This window comes from Streptomyces sp. NPDC127177, from assembly GCF_042672475.1.
Lineage (GTDB): Bacteria > Actinomycetota > Actinomycetes > Streptomycetales > Streptomycetaceae > Streptomyces.
In genome coordinates this window covers 1-15,715 of sequence record NZ_JBHXUW010000075.1, presented here as the reverse complement: position 1 = coordinate 15,715, position 15,715 = coordinate 1, and the positions used below count along the sequence as shown (strand labels likewise).

The 15,715-nt window shown below is 73.2% G+C and carries 16 protein-coding genes; 9 read left to right on the top strand and 7 right to left on the bottom strand.

The features are described 5' to 3' along the window. Positions 1-89: 89 nt before the first annotated feature. Positions 90-950 (top strand): polysaccharide deacetylase family protein, encoded by an 861-nt coding sequence (locus ACFVJX_RS32080; protein ID WP_384135109.1) that lies wholly within the window; start codon positions 90-92, stop codon positions 948-950. 20 nt (positions 951-970) lie between these two features. Here ACFVJX_RS32080 and ACFVJX_RS32075 read toward each other — a convergent pair whose 3' ends face one another. The 4 genes from ACFVJX_RS32075 to ACFVJX_RS32060 are packed head-to-tail and all read right to left on the bottom strand — an operon-like array spanning position 971 to position 3,445. Beyond that, the gene (locus ACFVJX_RS32075; protein ID WP_384135106.1) at positions 971-1,171 is read right to left on the bottom strand and encodes a hypothetical protein; all 201 of its coding nucleotides are present in this window, start codon (positions 1,169-1,171) and stop codon (positions 971-973) included. A gap of 14 nt (positions 1,172-1,185) precedes the next feature. Continuing rightward, complete coding sequence (locus ACFVJX_RS32070; RefSeq protein WP_384135103.1) at positions 1,186-1,863, bottom strand: ABC transporter; 678 nt, start codon at positions 1,861-1,863, stop codon at positions 1,186-1,188. Further along, positions 1,860-2,708: an ATP-binding cassette domain-containing protein gene (locus ACFVJX_RS32065; RefSeq protein ID WP_384135156.1), complete on the bottom strand. Its 849-nt coding sequence runs from the start codon at positions 2,706-2,708 to the stop codon at positions 1,860-1,862. The genes ACFVJX_RS32070 and ACFVJX_RS32065 overlap by 4 nt, the downstream gene beginning before the upstream one ends. Before the next feature lie 59 nt (positions 2,709-2,767). Then, positions 2,768-3,445, bottom strand: coding sequence for an AIM24 family protein (locus ACFVJX_RS32060; RefSeq protein ID WP_384135100.1), 678 nt, complete (start codon positions 3,443-3,445; stop codon positions 2,768-2,770). 71 nt (positions 3,446-3,516) lie between these two features. On the opposite strand from ACFVJX_RS32060, the gene ACFVJX_RS32055 reads away from it, so the two are divergent. The 4 genes from ACFVJX_RS32055 to ACFVJX_RS32040 all read left to right on the top strand — a co-directional run bounded on the left by ACFVJX_RS32055 (position 3,517) and on the right by ACFVJX_RS32040 (position 7,918). Next, a complete protein-coding gene (locus ACFVJX_RS32055; protein WP_384135097.1) occupies positions 3,517-4,299 on the top strand; it encodes a peptidyl-tRNA hydrolase in 783 nt (260 codons plus the stop codon). A 319-nt stretch (positions 4,300-4,618) separates the two neighbouring features. Further along, entirely contained in the window at positions 4,619-5,956 is a 1,338-nt protein-coding gene (locus ACFVJX_RS32050; RefSeq protein WP_384135095.1) for a DUF692 family multinuclear iron-containing protein, read from the top strand. 5 nt (positions 5,957-5,961) lie between these two features. After that, positions 5,962-6,990, top strand: coding sequence for a TIGR04222 domain-containing membrane protein (locus tag ACFVJX_RS32045; protein ID WP_384135092.1), 1,029 nt, complete (start codon positions 5,962-5,964; stop codon positions 6,988-6,990). A gap of 103 nt (positions 6,991-7,093) precedes the next feature. Then, a complete protein-coding gene (locus tag ACFVJX_RS32040; RefSeq protein ID WP_384135089.1) occupies positions 7,094-7,918 on the top strand; it encodes a TIGR04222 domain-containing membrane protein in 825 nt (274 codons plus the stop codon). 134 nt (positions 7,919-8,052) lie between these two features. Here the strand turns inward: ACFVJX_RS32040 and hemQ are convergent, their stop codons facing one another. Beyond that, positions 8,053-8,787: a hydrogen peroxide-dependent heme synthase gene (gene hemQ, locus ACFVJX_RS32035; RefSeq protein WP_384135086.1), complete on the bottom strand. Its 735-nt coding sequence runs from the start codon at positions 8,785-8,787 to the stop codon at positions 8,053-8,055. A 4-nt stretch (positions 8,788-8,791) separates the two neighbouring features. Next, positions 8,792-10,288 (bottom strand): protoporphyrinogen oxidase, encoded by a 1,497-nt coding sequence (gene hemG / locus ACFVJX_RS32030; RefSeq protein ID WP_384135082.1) that lies wholly within the window; start codon positions 10,286-10,288, stop codon positions 8,792-8,794. Between the two features lie 127 nt (positions 10,289-10,415). On the opposite strand from hemG, the gene ACFVJX_RS32025 reads away from it, so the two are divergent. Both ACFVJX_RS32025 and ACFVJX_RS32020 read left to right on the top strand, forming a co-directional pair. Continuing rightward, complete coding sequence (locus ACFVJX_RS32025; RefSeq protein ID WP_384135079.1) at positions 10,416-11,369, top strand: DUF4349 domain-containing protein; 954 nt, start codon at positions 10,416-10,418, stop codon at positions 11,367-11,369. Between the two features lie 82 nt (positions 11,370-11,451). Next, the gene (locus ACFVJX_RS32020; protein ID WP_384135076.1) at positions 11,452-12,843 is read left to right on the top strand and encodes an FAD-dependent oxidoreductase; all 1,392 of its coding nucleotides are present in this window, start codon (positions 11,452-11,454) and stop codon (positions 12,841-12,843) included. A gap of 25 nt (positions 12,844-12,868) precedes the next feature. Here ACFVJX_RS32020 and hemE read toward each other — a convergent pair whose 3' ends face one another. Continuing rightward, positions 12,869-13,942: a uroporphyrinogen decarboxylase gene (hemE, locus tag ACFVJX_RS32015; protein ID WP_384135073.1), complete on the bottom strand. Its 1,074-nt coding sequence runs from the start codon at positions 13,940-13,942 to the stop codon at positions 12,869-12,871. 92 nt (positions 13,943-14,034) lie between these two features. On the opposite strand from hemE, the gene ACFVJX_RS32010 reads away from it, so the two are divergent. Together ACFVJX_RS32010 and ACFVJX_RS32005 are read left to right on the top strand one after the other, a co-directional pair. Continuing rightward, positions 14,035-14,694, top strand: a complete 660-nt coding sequence (locus tag ACFVJX_RS32010; RefSeq protein ID WP_384135070.1) for a DUF3000 domain-containing protein — start codon at positions 14,035-14,037, stop codon at positions 14,692-14,694. Positions 14,695-14,942: 248 nt separating this feature from the next. After that, the gene (locus tag ACFVJX_RS32005; protein ID WP_024488613.1) at positions 14,943-15,605 is read left to right on the top strand and encodes a response regulator transcription factor; all 663 of its coding nucleotides are present in this window, start codon (positions 14,943-14,945) and stop codon (positions 15,603-15,605) included. The last annotated feature ends 110 nt before the right edge of the window (positions 15,606-15,715 follow it).

The window sequence follows — 15,715 nt, the reverse complement described above, 5'->3', positions numbered from 1 at the left end:
GGCGCGGCGCAGGGGCGCCGCAGGCAGGGCAATGACCGTTAATCAGTTATTTTCCGCCAATGACAACTTCTGTGCGGAAATTTACAGCTATGACCGTTCTGGGAGTGGTCTGCGGAGGTGCTCTCGTCGCCTGCGGTGGCTCCGGAGGCACACCCGGTACCACCGGCGACAGAACCGCGGCCGTCTCGGCCGCCCCCTCCGGAACCACCCCTGCGGGAGCTCCGACGAGCGCTTCCCCCGCCGCGAGCGGGCCGCCCACCATGGCCCCCGGCCCCGCCGGACTCGCCCCCGTCCTGGAACGGGGGCCGCAGAACGCCGACAAGGTCGTCGCCCTCACCTTCGACGCCGACATGACGGCCGACGAGGGACCGCGAGCGGCCTCCGGCGAGCACTTCGACAACCCGGAGCTGATCGCCCTGCTGCGTCGGCTGAAGGTGCCCGCGACGCTCTTCATGACCGGCCGGTGGGCCGAGGAGTACCCCTCGCAGGCGCGTTCCATCGGCACGGACCCGCTCTTCGAGATCGCCAACCACTCCTACAGCCACTACGCCTTCACCTCGCCCTGCTACGGGCTGCCGACGATGGGGACGGACGAGATCCGCGGCGAGGTGGAGCGGGCCTTCGGCGCTATCCGGAGGACCGGCGCCCGCAATGTGGTGCCGTACTTCCGCTTCCCCGGCGGCTGCTACGACGACGACGCGCTGCGCGCGCTCGCGGCACAGAAGGTGACGGCGGTGCAGTGGGACGTCGTCAGTGGTGACGCCTTCGCGACGGACGCGGACGCGGTGGCGGAGCAGGTGCTCGACGGCGTGAAGCCCGGCTCGCTGGTCGTCATGCACTGCACCCGCAGCGCGGCGCCGGTCACCGACCGGGCGGTGGACCGGGTGGTGCCGGAGCTGCGCAGGCGCGGGTACCGCTTCGTGAAGGTGTCCGACCTGATGCGCGGCTGAGCACGGCGCCGGCCGGCGCGTCAGCCGGAACAGGCCGAGCGCTGTGCCTCCTGCCATTCGCAGACCGGGCAGAGCGTGATGCCCTTGACCGACTCCGGGTGCTCGGTGGGCTTCCGGCACAGCACGCACTCCGCGAACGGCGGCCCACCGGCCACCTGCGGGGAGACGGCAGGCGTCGCTCGGTACGCCTGGTCCGCACGCTCGTTCACACCATCGTCCATGCGCCGGAGCCTACTCAACCGCGTACGGAAGTGAGCTTGCAGGCGAGCGCCGACGCTGCCACCGCGACGGCCGCAGCGCCGGCGAGCGGGATTACCGGCACATGGACCGTCCCGGTGAGCGAACCGGTGACCAGGCCCGTCACCGCGTACTTCGCGGGCGATCCGCCGGTCACCAGGGCCAGCAGCGCGGCCGTCAGGGTCGCGGCCACCGACCAGCCGCGCCGGTTCAGCAGCGGGCGGGTGCACAGCGCGCCGACGGCCACCCCCAGCAGGACGCAGCACAGGGCCGCGAGCAGCCCGGCGAGCCCGGCGGCCGGCAGCGGGATCCTGACCCTGTGCCGGGTGTCGGACGGTTCGCTGATCAGCAGCACGAACGCGGTGGCGGCGGTGGCCAGCAGCCCGGCACATCCCAGCGGCGCGAGCAGCGACGCCAGATGGGCCCGCGGCTGTCCGCCCACCGCTGCCGCGACGACGTTCCGGGCGGCGGGCGGCTCCTGGTTGACGCAGATCCGCACGAGCCACGCGGTGACGGGCAGCAGCCCGGCCGCGGCGTAGCCGAGCGAGTCCAGTACGGGCTGCCCGGGGCGGATCCCGACGCCGAAGAAGGCGACGTACAGGAGGACCGGCGCGAGCCAGCTCTGCGAGCGGACCAGCATGGCGGCCTGGTAACGGACCAGGGCCGTATCCGTCATGGCGCCTCGTCACGTGGAGTGGGTTCCGCGGCGCGGTGGGCAAGGGCGCCGTCCGCCGCCGGTTCGGATGACAGCCGGCGGATGTGCCAGGGCGGGCGGGCCGTCAGCAGGGCGCCCAGCAGGGCGTCGGAGTGCGCGGCCCCGACGGTCAGCCGCAGCGTTCCGTCCTCGCCTGCCTTCTGTCCGGGGTCGCCCGGCAGACCGGCGGGAAGCGGGGCGCCGGGCGGGCCGGCCACGTCGATCCGTACCCGGGGCCCGGTGCGCTCCCCGGCCGGTGCCGGGTCCGCGGGGACCAGCCCGAGCCCCTCGACGCGGAACGCGGCGTCGACCGTGCCCGCGAGCCGGCGCGGGTCGTGGTCGACGAAGACGACGCTGGACCCCGACGCGACGCGTTCGGCGACGGCCCGGTCCAGCTCGCCGCGTGCCGAGGTGTCCAGGCCGGTCCAGGCCTCGTCCAGGACCAGCAGCTCCGGCTCGGCGAGCAGCGCCTGTGCGACGGCGACCTTCTGGCTGGTGCCCTTGGAGAGCTCAGCCAGCGGCGTCCGGGCGTGGTCCGATGCCCCGAAGCGGGTCAGCCACGCCTCCGCGCGCCCGGCCGCCTCGGCCGTGCGCAGCCCGTGGATCCGGCCGAGATGGACGAGATAGCCCGTGGCGGTGAAGGGCAGGGCCGCCGGGAACCGCTCCGGGACGTACGCCGTGCGCGGCCCGCCACCGGTGATCCGGCCCTCCGTCGGGGCGTCGATGCCGGCGAGCAGCCGCAACAGGGTGGATTTCCCGGTGCCGTTGGCCCCTTCGACGCGGACGAGGGCCCGCGCGGGCAGAGCGAGGTCGACCCCGCGCAGCACCCATGGTCCGGCGAGGCCGTATCGCCGGCCCACTCCCCGCAGCCGCAGGACGTCCGTACTCAGTTGGCGGACGCCTTCTCGGGCTTGACCTCGCTGGGCCGTACGATCACGAACCCCTCACCGTCCAGGCGCAGCTGGACCGCCTCCCCCGAGCCACCGCGGAGCATCGAGCCGACGCTCTGCGAGCGGTGCAGCGAGGTGTCGAGGTGGGCGCTCCAGCCCACGACCGCGTCGGTGTCGACGCACACCGGCTGCTGCGGGGTGACGGGGATCACTATGGGGTGGCCCTCGCACATCAGGCCGAGCTTGCCGTAGCCGGTGAAGACGCTGTTGAAGAGCCCGCCGCCGGTCATACCCGCGCCCTTCACCGTCTTGATCTCGTAGGCGAGCGTGGAGTCGAAACAGAGGACGTTGCGGCCGTTGATGGTGAGCACGTCACCCTGCTCCATCTCCACGATGAAACAGTTGGCCGCCTCGTGCGCGAACCACGCCTCGCCCTGACCGCGCACCGCCATCAGCGGCAGGCCCTCGCCGGTGACCGCGCGCTTGAGCATGCCGCCGATGCCCTGGCCCTTGCGCTCGAACTGCAGATCGCCGCGGAAGGCGATCATCGATCCCTGGCGTGCGTGCATCTCGCCGTTGAGCGCGTACTTGATCGATTTCGCGTTCTGCAGGGTCATTCCGGGGACGGTCGCCTGCTGCGCCATGTGCTCGCTGGAGAAAAGATCGCTCTTCATGCGGTGCATCCTCACCCGGAGCGGTCCGTTCCGCCAAGAAGCCGGCTCGGGGCGGCTGGCAGACTGGGCGGGTGAGCAGCGACGACACCCCCGTATCCCTGTCCGGCGCATCCCCGTCCGAGGCCGCAGGCGTGCCCGCGGACAGCCCCTTCCGTTCCGGGCGGACCGACCGGGACGAAGGCCGGCAGTACGTACTCCCGCTGGTGGTCCACATCGAGAAGACGGCTCCCCCGGCCCGCACGGACGCGCTGCGCACGGCCGCCCGCGCGGTGCTGGTGATGCTCTGCGACGAGCGGTCGGTCGGCGAGGGCGAATGGGCGCAGGCGATGCGGGACTGGCAGGACGCCCGGATCCGCAAGGTGGTGCGGCGGGCGCGCGGCGCGGAGTGGCGCAAGGCCTGCGCGCTGCCGGGGATCACGGTCACGGGCGAGAACGCCGAGGTGCGGGTCTTCCCGCCGGTCCCGCTGGACGGCTGGCCCAAGGAGCTCGCCAAGCTCCAGGTCTCGGGAACGGAGCTGGACGACCCCGAGCCGCCGGCCGCGCCCGATCACACCGCTCCGGTCCTCTGGCTGAATCCGGAGCTCGACATGTCGGCGGGCAAGGAGATGGCGCAGGTCGGGCACGGTGCCCAGCTCGCCTGGTGGGAGCTGTCGGAGACGGAGCGCACCGCGTGGCGTGAGGCGGGCTTCCCCCTCTCGGTCGCCACCGCGGGGCCGGACCGCTGGCGGGAACTCACGGTGAGCGGAGCGCCGGTGGTACGGGACGCCGGCTTCACCGAGATCGCTCCCGGGATGACCGTCGTGGCCGAGGGCGCCCACCGGGTCGGCTCGCTCCAGCCGCTGCGGCAGCCGTAGCCGCACCGTCCGGTCGTGGCGTTGGACGCCGGCTTCGACGCGACCGCCCGCGAGGAGGCCGGGGCGGCGACGGCGTCCCCGGCCGGGCCGCCCGCGGCGCCCGGCGGATCGGTCCGCCGCTGCCGGCGCCTGCCACACCGGCCGGAGACATGTCCTTCACCTCACTGCCCGCCACGGCGCCCATGTCGGGCGGGAGGGGCCGGACGGCCGCGCGGCGGCTGCCGGGAACCTCAAATCAAGCTCTGAACGTCCCCTTCCCCGGGTTCGCCGGCGTGCGCCGGGGCCATGACCACTGCACGGAGTGGAGGAGGGGGACACCATGAAGCTGGGTACCGGTATCGGGTGGCGGCCGGAGATCGCCGACACGGTGGAGGCACTGCCAGGGGTCGACTGGGTGGAAGCGGTCGCGGAGAACCTCTGCGCCGACCACCTGCCCGCCTCCCTGACCCGGCTGAGGGAGCGCGGGGTCACCGTGGTCCCGCACGGGGTCTCGCTCGGTCTCGGCGACGCCGACCGCCCCGACCCCGGCAGGCTCGCCGGCCTCGCGGCGCGCGCCGCCCTGCTGGACGCGCCCCTGGTGACCGAGCACATCGCGTTCGTACGGGCGGGAGGGTCACGTACCGCGTCACCGGCGCTGGAGGCGGGCCATCTGCTGCCCGTACCCCGCACCTGGGCCGCGCTGGACGTGCTGTGCGAGAACGTGCGGATCGCACAGGACTCGCTTCCGGTGCCGCTGGCTCTGGAGAACATCGCGGCGCTGATCTCCTGGCCGGACGAGGAGCTGACCGAGGGGCAGTTCCTGGCCGAGCTGGTCGGGCGCACCGGGGTGCGGTTGCTCATCGACGTCGCCAATCTGCACACCAACCACGTGAACCGGGGCGAGGACCCGGCCCGTGCGCTGGACGAACTGCCGGTGGAGGCCATCGCCTACGTGCACGTCGCGGGCGGGATCGAGAAGGACGGCGTCTGGCACGACACGCACGCCCACCCGGTCACCGCTCCGGTCCTCGACGTCCTGGCCGAGCTGCGCTCCCGGGTCAGCCCGCCCGGCGTCCTGCTGGAGCGCGACGACGACTTCCCCCCGGCCGCCGAACTGGCGGGCGAGCTGGACACGATCCGCGCCACGCTCGACGCGGGCCGGAACGAGGGCGGGCGCGCCGGTGTGCGGGCCGACGCCGTACGCGAACATTCCGCGGCCGACACCGAAGCCGTACGCGAACGGCCCGCCCCCTCCGCAGCGGACACCGACGCCGCGCGTGACCGGGTCGCGGTCGCACAGGCCTCGTTGCTCTCCGCGCTGGTCGCCGGCACCCCGGCCCCGGAGGGCTTCGACCACCACCGGCTCGGCGTCCAGAGCCGGGCGCTGGCCGCCAAGCGCGCCGACGTCGTCGCCAAGGTGGCGCCCGAACTCCCGGAGATCCTCGGGCCGGAGTACCGGAACGCGTTCCTCGCGTACGCCAGGACCCGCCCGATGTCCGCCGGATACCGGCGCGACGCGCTGGACTTCGCCGAGCAACTGCTCATCGCCGGCCGCCCCGGTGACGACGCGGCCCGCCGCCGGCTGACGTACTGGTGGCAGGACCGGGCGGCTCCCCGCCCACCCCGCCGCACCACCCGGCTGGCCCGGGCGGCCCGTTCCGTGCTCGTGGGGAGGTGACCGGGATGAACACCGCGGCCGTCGTCCTTACCGTCCTCGTCGCCCTCTCCTCGGCTCTCCTGATCAGCGGGCTCGCCCGTGCCCGGCGCGGGCCCGGCGGCCCCGTGCACGACCTCTCGGAGGTGGCCTTCCTGAACGGCGGGCCGGGCCGGGTGGTGGACACCGCCCTCACCGCGATGCAGGGGGACGGCCGGCTGGTCGTCGGCGGGCCCGGCATCGTCGCGGTCCAACGGCCGGTCGCCCACGATCCGGTGGAACGGGCCGTCCTGCAGGAACTGGCGACCGCCCCGAGCGGCGCGCTGCACAGCCTTCGGGACGCGGTGATGCGCCATGCCGCGGTGCAGGAGATCGGCGACGGGCTGGCGGCGCGGGGTCTGCTGGCCGCGCCCGGGACGGGGCGGGCGCGAAGGCGCTGGGGCGTGACGCAGGGAGTGCTCTGTCTGCTCGGCATTCCGGTCGCCGTCGCTCTGACCATCCACGAGTTCATCTCGACGGACGCCGTATCGGGCTTCCCCTTCTTCCCGAAGGTCTTCCCCGCACTGCTCGTCGGCGCCGTCATCGGTTTCGTCTGCGCGGGCAACGCCCGGTCCCGGATCACCAAGGCGGGACGCAGGGCCGCCCAGGGGTACGGCAGGGAGGGCGCCCACCGGACCGATCCGGCCCATCTGGTGGCGACCGCCGGGCCGCGGGCGGTGCCCGATCCCGGACTGCGGGCCCAACTGCTCACGGCGGCACGGCTTCGGCGGACCGGACCGTCCACACCCTCGCACCACTCCTCGGGCTCCTCCGGTCTGCTGCTCGCGCCGACGGTGTGGTGTGCCGGTACGGTCCCGGGGGGCGGCGGATGCGGCAGCTCCTCGGGCCACAGCGGCGGGGGCGGCGGGTGCGGATCCGGGTTGAGCTGCGGATCCGGGTCCGGCTGCGGCTCGGGGTCCAGCTGCGGTTCCGGATCGAGCTGCGGTTCCGGGTCGAGCTGCGGCGGCGGCTCGGGGTCCAGCTGCGGCGGCGGGTCGAGCTGCGGCAGCAGCAGCTGATCCCGCGCGGGGCCGCCCGGTCACCGGGGGGTGATCGGGCCGTCACCGTCCGCATGCTGAACAGCCTCTGGCGCTCCACGACCGTCTCGCATAGAAATCCGCCATGCTCTGGGTTCTGTTCCTGCTGGTCGCATGGGGTGTGGCGGCCGTTTCCTGTATTCGGCTCTGTCTCGCGTCCGCCCGACTGGCACAGCGGCTGCCGGACACCTCGCAGGACGGGGCGCGGTCCTCCCCTGACGGGCGGGAACTCACCCTGTACGAGACCGCGTTCCTGGCCGGCGGCCCGCACCGGGTCGCCGAGCTGGCGCTCGTCTCCATGCATCTGCGCCGGCGGCTGCTGCTCGCCCACACCGGCTGGGCGACGGTCATCGACCCGCACGGCCGGGACGAGGTGGAGCGCACGGTGATCCGTGCCATCGGACCGCAGGGCCAGGCGCCGATCCCGCCGGTGCGGGAGGCCGCCGCCGCCGCGGACACCGTGCGCGCCCTCGCGGAGCGGCTCGTCGCGGCGGGCCTGGCGCTGCCCGGCGGGGCCGGGACGGACATCGCGTCGGCGGTGCGGGCGGTGCGCGGTGCGGCGCTGCTGGTGGTCGTGGCGGGTGCGGCCGCTTGGCTCACGCCCGGTCAGGAACAGGGTGCCGGGGACTTTGTGGTTACCCGGCTCGTCTGGTTCGGGCTGCCGCTCGTTCTGACCCTGGGCTGTCTGGCCATCGCCCGCATGGAGGTGCATCCCTACAGCTCCTGGGCCTCCCCGGCCGGGCAACGGCTGCTGGACACGCGTGCGGTGCCGGGAGGCGGGGCCGGGGGCGATGTGCTGGCGGCCGTCGCGGTGCGGGGCGTGCGCGCGGTGGACGACCCGGCGCTGCGGGCCGCGCTCGCGGGGCACGGTGCGGCCCGCACGGGAATCGGGACGACGCACGGCCCTTGAGACGACGCCGGTGCGGCGCGCAGGATGCGCGCCGCACCAGGAGCCGGACCCGGTGTCGCTGGAACAGCGGGCGGCACGAGTGCCGCGGTGTCCGCCGTCTGATCTTCCGGGTCGGGGTGGTCGGGACCCGCTCGCTACGCGAGCCCGGCCACCAGGTCCGCGACCGACTTGCGCCGGCCGGTGTAGAAGGGGACCTCCTCGCGGACGTGCATCCGCGCCTCGGAGGCCCGCAGGTGACGCATGAGGTCGACGATGCGGTGCAGTTCGTCGGCCTCGAAGGCAAGCACCCACTCGTAGTCGCCGAGGGAGAAGGAGGCGACGGTGTTGGCGCGCACGTCGGGGAAGCCGCGGGCCATCTTGCCGTGGTCGGCGAGCATCCGCCGGCGGTCCTCGTCGGGCAGCAGGTACCAGTCGTAGGAGCGCACGAAGGGGTACACGCTGATGTAGTCGCGCGGCGTCTCGTCGGCGAGGAACGCCGGGACGTGCGACTTGTTGAACTCGGCGGGGCGGTGCAGTGCCATGTTCGACCAGACCGGGGCGAGGCTCCTGCCCAGTCGGGTGCGGCGGAAGAGGTTGTACGCCTCCTGCAGGGCTTCCGCCGTCTCGGCGTGCCACCAGATCATGACGTCGGCGTCGGCGCGCAGACCGGAGACGTCGTAGGTGCCGCGCACGGTGATGTCCTTGGCGGCGAGCTGGTCGAACAGCTCCTGCACCTCACCGGAGTACGCGGCGCGGTCCGTCTCGGCGGGCAGTACGTCACGGAGCTTGAAGACGGACCACAGCGTGTAGCGGACGACGTCGTTGAGGTCCTTCGCCTTCTTGCCGGCGTTGGGGGCCTTGCTTGATGTCACAGTCTCAGGAGCACTCATACGGCTATTGTCCCGCCTCGCTCCCTGTGCCCTGAACCAGGGTGGGCGTGGCGATGATCTCCCCGGTGTTCGCGCCGTTCTCCCCCGTGAGGTCGCGGACGATCTCGTCCGCGGCCCGGTGGGCGCTCGCGATGCAGGCGGGGATGCCGACGCCGTCGTAGACCGCGCCGCAGACGCGCAGCGCGGACAGTTTGGCGACCTCCTCGCGGATGCGGGCGACCCGGCCGAGGTGGCCGACGGGGTACTGGGGCAGCCCGCCGATCCACCGGCTGACCTCGGTGGCCACGGGCCGGGCGGCCAGCCCGGTCGCCGCGGCGAGATCGCTCAGCGACACGTCGACCAGTTCGGCGTCCTCGCGGTGCAGATGGTCCTCTTCGCCGTACCGGCCCACGGAGGTCCGCAGGAGGAACAGGTCGGGGTCCGCGTCGGCGACCCACTGCCACTTGTGGCTGGAGAAGGTGGCGGCCTTGATGGTGCGGCCGTCGACCGGGGGCACCAGGAAACCCGAGCGTCCGTCGAGTGTTCCGGCGGCGGTCACGTCGGAGCGCCGGAAGGCCATGGTGACCAGGGCCATCGACGCGTACTCGACGCCCGCGAGTTCGGCGGAGGCCGCCGGGGACTCGGCGGCGAGCAGGGTGGAGGCGGACCAGGCGGGGGCGGCGAGGACGATGCCGTCGGCGGCGATCACCCGGGAGTCGGTGCGGACGTCCCAGCCGAAGGCGGTGCGGGTCAGTCCGAGCACCGGGGTCTCGGTGAGGATCTCGCCACCGCCCGCGCGCACCGCGTCGGCCACCGCGCCGGGGAGGGTGCCGATGCCGCCGGCGATGCCCTGGAAGACCGGTCCGTCCTGCTGCCGGGCGGCGGCCCGCTCCTGGATGCGGGTGACGCCGTCGAGCAGTGAGCCGCCCTGCCGGGCGACCTCGAAGAGCTGGGGTACGGCGGCGCGCATGGAGATCCGGTAGGCGTCGCCCGCGTACACCCCGCCCAGGAGCGGCTCCACGAGCCGGTCGACGACCTCGCGGCCCAGCCGGTCGGCCACGTACGCGCCGACCGCGACGTCGTCGCCGACGGCGGTGGGCGTGAGGTCGCGCTCCTGTGCGATCCGGGCGAGTCCCTCGGCGGAGAGCACATCACCGAGCACCGCCGGGTCGCCCGGAACGCCCATCACATGGCCCTTGGGCATGGGGCGCAGTGCGTCGCGGGTCCATACCGATGCGGTGGCCGTGGCGGGCGGCTGGAGGCGGTCGCCGAGGCCGACGGCCCTGGCCAGGCCGACCGCCTCCGGGCGGCGGGCCAGCATCGATTCGGCGCCCAGGTCGACCTGGACGCCCGCGACCCGGCCGGTCATGAGTTTGCCGCCGAGCCGGTCGGTCGCCTCCAGGAGGGTGACCCGCAGCCCGCTGCCGAGGAGCCGGTGGGCGGCCGCGAGTCCCGCGATGCCGCCGCCGATGACGACGACGTGCCCGGCGGCCCTGTCCGCGCTGTCTGTTGAACGCTGCATACCCCCACTCTCTCAAACCTCACCCGGGTCCTGACCGTGACCGCTTCGAAACCGCTCGCACGCAACCCGGTCGCCCACCCCGTACGTCGAACCGGCACGACCAATCACCCGTCCTGGGGGGACAGTTATGCAGACGTCACCATCCACACGGCACGACAGAAGTCCGGACCGTCCGGCCGCCCGCCGCGCGCGCACCGCTCCGGCCGCCGGACTGCTCGCCGCCGTCCTGGCGTTGAGCGGCTGCGGCGCGGCGGGCGGGGACGACTCCGGGGCGTCGTCCGACCGGCGGGCAGCAGCCCCCGCGCAGCACGACAAGGCGGGCTCCGCCGGGGAAGCGGCCGGGAACGGCAAGGAGGGAGCGAGCGGTTCGGCGGCGGCGAAGAAGCCGGATCCGCCGACCGCCACCCATGTCATCCGTACCGCCTCGCTCTCCGTGGAGGTGCGGAGCGCGTCCGCGGCCGCCGCCTCCGCGCGCACGGCCGTGGAGGGCGCCGGCGGTCTGGTCGCCGACGAGAAGACCGAACAGGTCGACGACACACACGTCTCCTCGCACCTCGTGCTGCGCGTGCCGCAGGACGATTACGACCGGGTGCTGCGGGAGCTGTCGGGAGCGGGCCGGCTGCTCTCCCGCACGTCGGCCGCCAAGGACGTCACCGACCAGGTCGTCGACGTGGACAGCCGGATCGCCACCCAGCGCACGAGTGTGGCGCGGGTGCGCAAGCTGATGGACCGGGCCGAGCTGATCACCGATGTGGTGGCGCTGGAGGGCGAGCTGAGCAGCCGTCAGGCGGAGCTGGAGTCGCTGCTCGCCCAGCAGGCCTCGCTGAAGGACCGCACCGCGCTCGCCACGATCACGCTCGACCTCTCGGAGCCCGGCGAGGAGGGGGCCGGCGGGGACGACGACGGTCCGGGGTTCCTGGACGCCCTCGGGGGCGGCTGGCACGCCTTCGTGACGACGGTCCGGTGGATCGCGATGGCGGTGGGCGCGGCGGCCCCGTTCCTGGCCGTGGTGGCCGCTCTGCTGGCGCTGTGGCGGTTCCTGCGGCGCCGGGGCCGGAAGGCGGGTCCGACGGACGACTGAGCGCTCCGAGGGGCGCGGTGGCGCCTCCCGGCGCCGTGGCGCCGTAGCGTGGGCCCTCGGACCGGTTACCGAAGGGGCACGCATGACGGCGGAACGACTGGTGGTCATCGGCGGGGACGCGGCGGGCATGTCCGCCGCGTCCCAGGCGCGCCGGCTCAAGGGCCCGGACGAGCTGGGCATCACCGCCTTCGAGCGGGGCAACTTCACCTCGTACTCGGCGTGCGGCATCCCGTACTGGGTCGGCGGCGACGTGGCGGAGCGGGACGATCTGATCGCCCGGACCCCCGAGGAGCACCGGGCCCGTGCGATCGATCTGCGGATGCGTACCGAGGTGACGGAGATCGACGTCGCGGGGCAGCGGGTGCACACCCTGGACCGGGACTCCGGCGAGACGTCCTGGACGGGGTTCGACAAGCTGGTGATCGCGACGGGTGCCAGACCGGTGCGTCCGGCACTGCCCGGCATGGACGCGGCCGGGGTGCACGGGGTGCAGACCCTGGACGACGGTCAGTCGCTGCTGGACTCCCTGGACCGGACGGAAGGCGCCGAGGTCCGGCGGGCGGTCGTCGTCGGCGCGGGCTACATCGGGGTCGAGATGGCGGAGGCGATGCTGAAGCGTGGTTTCGAGGTGACCGTCCTCAACCGCGGCGAACAGCCGATGGCGACGCTCGACCCCGACATGGGGCGTCTCGTCCACGACGCGATGGACGGGCTCGGCATCACGACGGTGAACCGGGCGGCCGTCACCGCGATCCGCACCGGCCCGGACGGCCGGGTGAACGCGGTGGAGACGGCGGACACGTCGTACCCGGCGGACGTGGTGGTGCTCGGCATCGGCGTGGAGCCCGAGACGACCCTGGCGCGGGCGGTGGGGCTGCCGGTCGGTCCGCACGGCGGGCTGCTCACCGACCTGTCGATGCGGGTGGTCGGCCACGACAACATCTGGGCGGGCGGTGACTGTGTCGAGGTGCTCGACCTGGTGGCGGGCCGCACCCGGCACATCGCGCTGGGCACGCACGCCAACAAGCACGGCCAGATCATCGGGTCCAACGCCGCCGGCGGCTACGGCACCTTCCCCGGGGTGGTGGGCACGGCGGTGAGCAAGGTCTGCGATCTGGAGATCGCCCGCACCGGGCTGCGCGAGAAGGACGCCCGCGCGGTGGGCCTTCGGTTCGTCACGGCGACGATCGAGTCGACGGGCCGGGCGGGCTACTACCCGGGGGCGCGGCCCATGACGGTCAAGATGCTCGCGGAGTACCGCACGGGTCGGCTGCTGGGCGTGCAGATCGTGGGCCGCGACGGGGCGGCGAAGCGGGTGGACGTCGCGGCGGTGGCGCTCACCGCCGGAATGACGGTGGAGCAGATGACCGCCCTGGACCTGGGTTACGCGCCGCCGTTCTCCCCCGTCTGGGACCCGGTGCTGGTGGCGGCCCGCAAGACGGTGACGGCGCTGCGGAAGGCGGGCACCGCCTGAGCGGTGCCCGCCCTCCGGGCCGGTGTCAGCGGGCGGTGCTGGTGTGGACGTACTCGACGAGCCGCGACAGCGCGTCCGGGTCCATGTTCGGCGTCACGCCGTGGCCCAGGTTGAAGATGTGGCCCTCAAGACCGGCGGCCGCGTCCAGCACCTCCTGGGTCTTGGCCTCCACCGCCGTGGTCGGCGCGAACAGCACGGCGGGGTCGAGGTTGCCCTGGAGCGCCTTGCCGGGGCCGACGCGGCGAGCGGCCTCGTCCAGCGGGACCCGCCAGTCGACGCCGACGACGTCCGCTCCGGCCTCGCCCATGAGGCCGAGCAGTTCGCCGGTGCCGACGCCGAAGTGGATACGCGGCACGCCGTACGACGCGACGGCGTCGAGGACCTTGGCGGAGGCGGGCAGCACCGAGCGGCGGTAGTCGGCGGGGGCCAGCGCGCCCACCCAGGAGTCGAAGAGCTGCACGGCGGAGGCGCCGGCCTCGATCTGGACCTTGAGGAAGGCGCCGGTGATCTCGGCGAGGCGGTCGAGCAGGTCGGCCCAGAGCTGCGGGTCCCCGTACATCAGGGCCTTGGTGTGCTCGTGGTTGCGGGACGGGCCGCCCTCCACGAGGTAGCTGGCGAGGGTGAACGGGGCGCCCGCGAAGCCGATCAGCGGGGTGGACCCCAGCTCGGCGGTGAGCATGCCGATGGCCTCGGTGACGTACTGGACGTCCTCGGGGGTGAGATCGCGCAGCCGGGCCAGGTCGGCCCGCGTACGGATCGGCTCGGCGATCACCGGTCCGACGCCGGGCTTGATGTCGAGGTCGATGCCGATCGCCTTGAGCGGGACGACGATGTCGCTGTAGTAGACCGCGGCGTCGACCTTGTGACGGCGCACGGGCTGCATCGTGATCTCGGCGACCAGCTCCGGCATCGTGCAGGATTCGAGCATCGGGATGCCTTCGCGCACCTTCAGGTACTCGGGCAGGGAACGCCCCGCCTGGCGCATGAACCAGACCGGCGTGTGCGGTACGGGCTCGCGCCGGCACGCCTTGAGGAACGCCGACTCGTGGACGGCGGAGGTCTTCGTCTGCTGGCCCGAAGGGCGGTCGTTGGCACTCACACACAGAATCTTCGCACGCACACGGAAGGAGCCCGGCCCCGCACGGGTGTCCCTCCCTGCGCGAGGCTCCCGTTCCGCCTACTCTTCCCCGCATGGCTCCGGCTCAGGGACACTTCTCCGATCAATCCGATGGCACTGACAGCACGGACCGTGCGGAGGGTGGTTCCGTCCCGCCCGCGTTCCGTTCGGCGGTGGACGCACTGCGCTCGGCGCGGCTCCGCCCCGAACTGGAGGTGGAGCCGACAAGGCCTCCCAAACGGCTGGCCCCTTACGCGTACGCGCTGGAGGCGGCGGTCGTCGACGGGGAGGACGATCTCGCGGACGGGCGGCTCGTCCTGCTCCACGACCCGGCCGGCCACGAGGCCTGGCAGGGCAATTTCCGGCTCGTGACGCTGGTGCGCGCGGAGCTGGAGCCGGAGATGGCCTCCGATCCGCTGCTGCCGGAGGTGTGCTGGTCGTGGCTGACCGGGGCGCTGGAGGCGCGCGGACTCAGTTACGGGGAGGCGGGGGGCACGGTCACCCGGGCGGGGTCGCACTACTTCGGTGCGCTGGGAGCCCGACGGCCGGCGACCCAGATCGAGATCCGGGCGTCCTGGACACCGCGCGAGGGGCGCGGCGGGGTGCCGGACACGGCGGCGCATCTGGTTGCGTGGGGCGATCTGCTGTGCCAGATCGCCGGTCTGCCGCCCTCGGGGCCGGCCGACGCGGCGGTTGTGACGCTGCCGCAGCGCCGCGGACCGCAGGTCTCGTAGGGGTGGTGGCCGGGCGGACGCCTGTGCCGACGTTTCGTGACACCGCGTCATAAACCTCGTACAGACATCGGCTCTCTTTTCGTACAATCGATCGCGCGTCCTATTTGCCCGAATTGTTACTCACCAAATCGTGATCTTCCCCTAAAGGAGCAGGCGTCTGCTGCCGAAGAGGTCAATGACCCTTCAAGCACGGTTCGCCCCGGCTTCATCCCCGAGCCGGCCCGTCCCGCCACTCCCCAGGAGGCCTGGTGTCCGTTCTCCTCGAGCAGCCCGCAAGCCTGGTCGCCTACCGCCCGAACAAGCCGACGGCCATGGTCGTCGTGGCCGACCCGCGCGTCCGTTCCACCGTCACCCGCCATCTGTGGGCACTCGGAGTACGTGACGTCATCGAGGCGTCGTCCATCGCGGAGGCCCGCCCCCGCGTCGGCAACCCGCGCGACATCTGCGTAGCCGACGTCCACCTGCCCGACGGTTCCGGGCTGACCCTGCTGTCCGAAACCCGAGCCGCCGGCTGGCCGAACGGCCTCGCCCTCTCCGCCGCCGATGACATCGGCGCCGTGCGCAACGCCCTCGCGGGCGGCGTCAAGGGCTATGTCGTCACCGGCACCCGTACCAACATCGGCCACCCCACCCGTCCCGGCGTCGCCCCCATCGGCGCCAACGCCGCCCGTATGCACCGCCGGCCCCCCGGCACCCCGAGCCACCCGGGCGGCTACCGCGAACTGTCCGGCCGCGAGGTGGAGGTCCTGCGGCTCGTCGCCGAAGGGCAGTCCAACAAGGCCATCGGCGTCTCCATGGGGCTCTCCGCCCTGACCGTCAAGAGCCACCTCGCCCGAATCGCCCGCAAGCTCGGCACCGGAGACCGCGCAGGAATGGTCGCCGTCGCCCTGCGGACGGGCATCATCCACTGATTCGACACCCCCGCCGGTGTGCAGAAATGCGGATCCGGCTGGTTTACGTGCATCGGCGCGCCGGGGCCGAACCGTACCGAGACCGGGGCCGCCCAAACAAAAAAAAACAA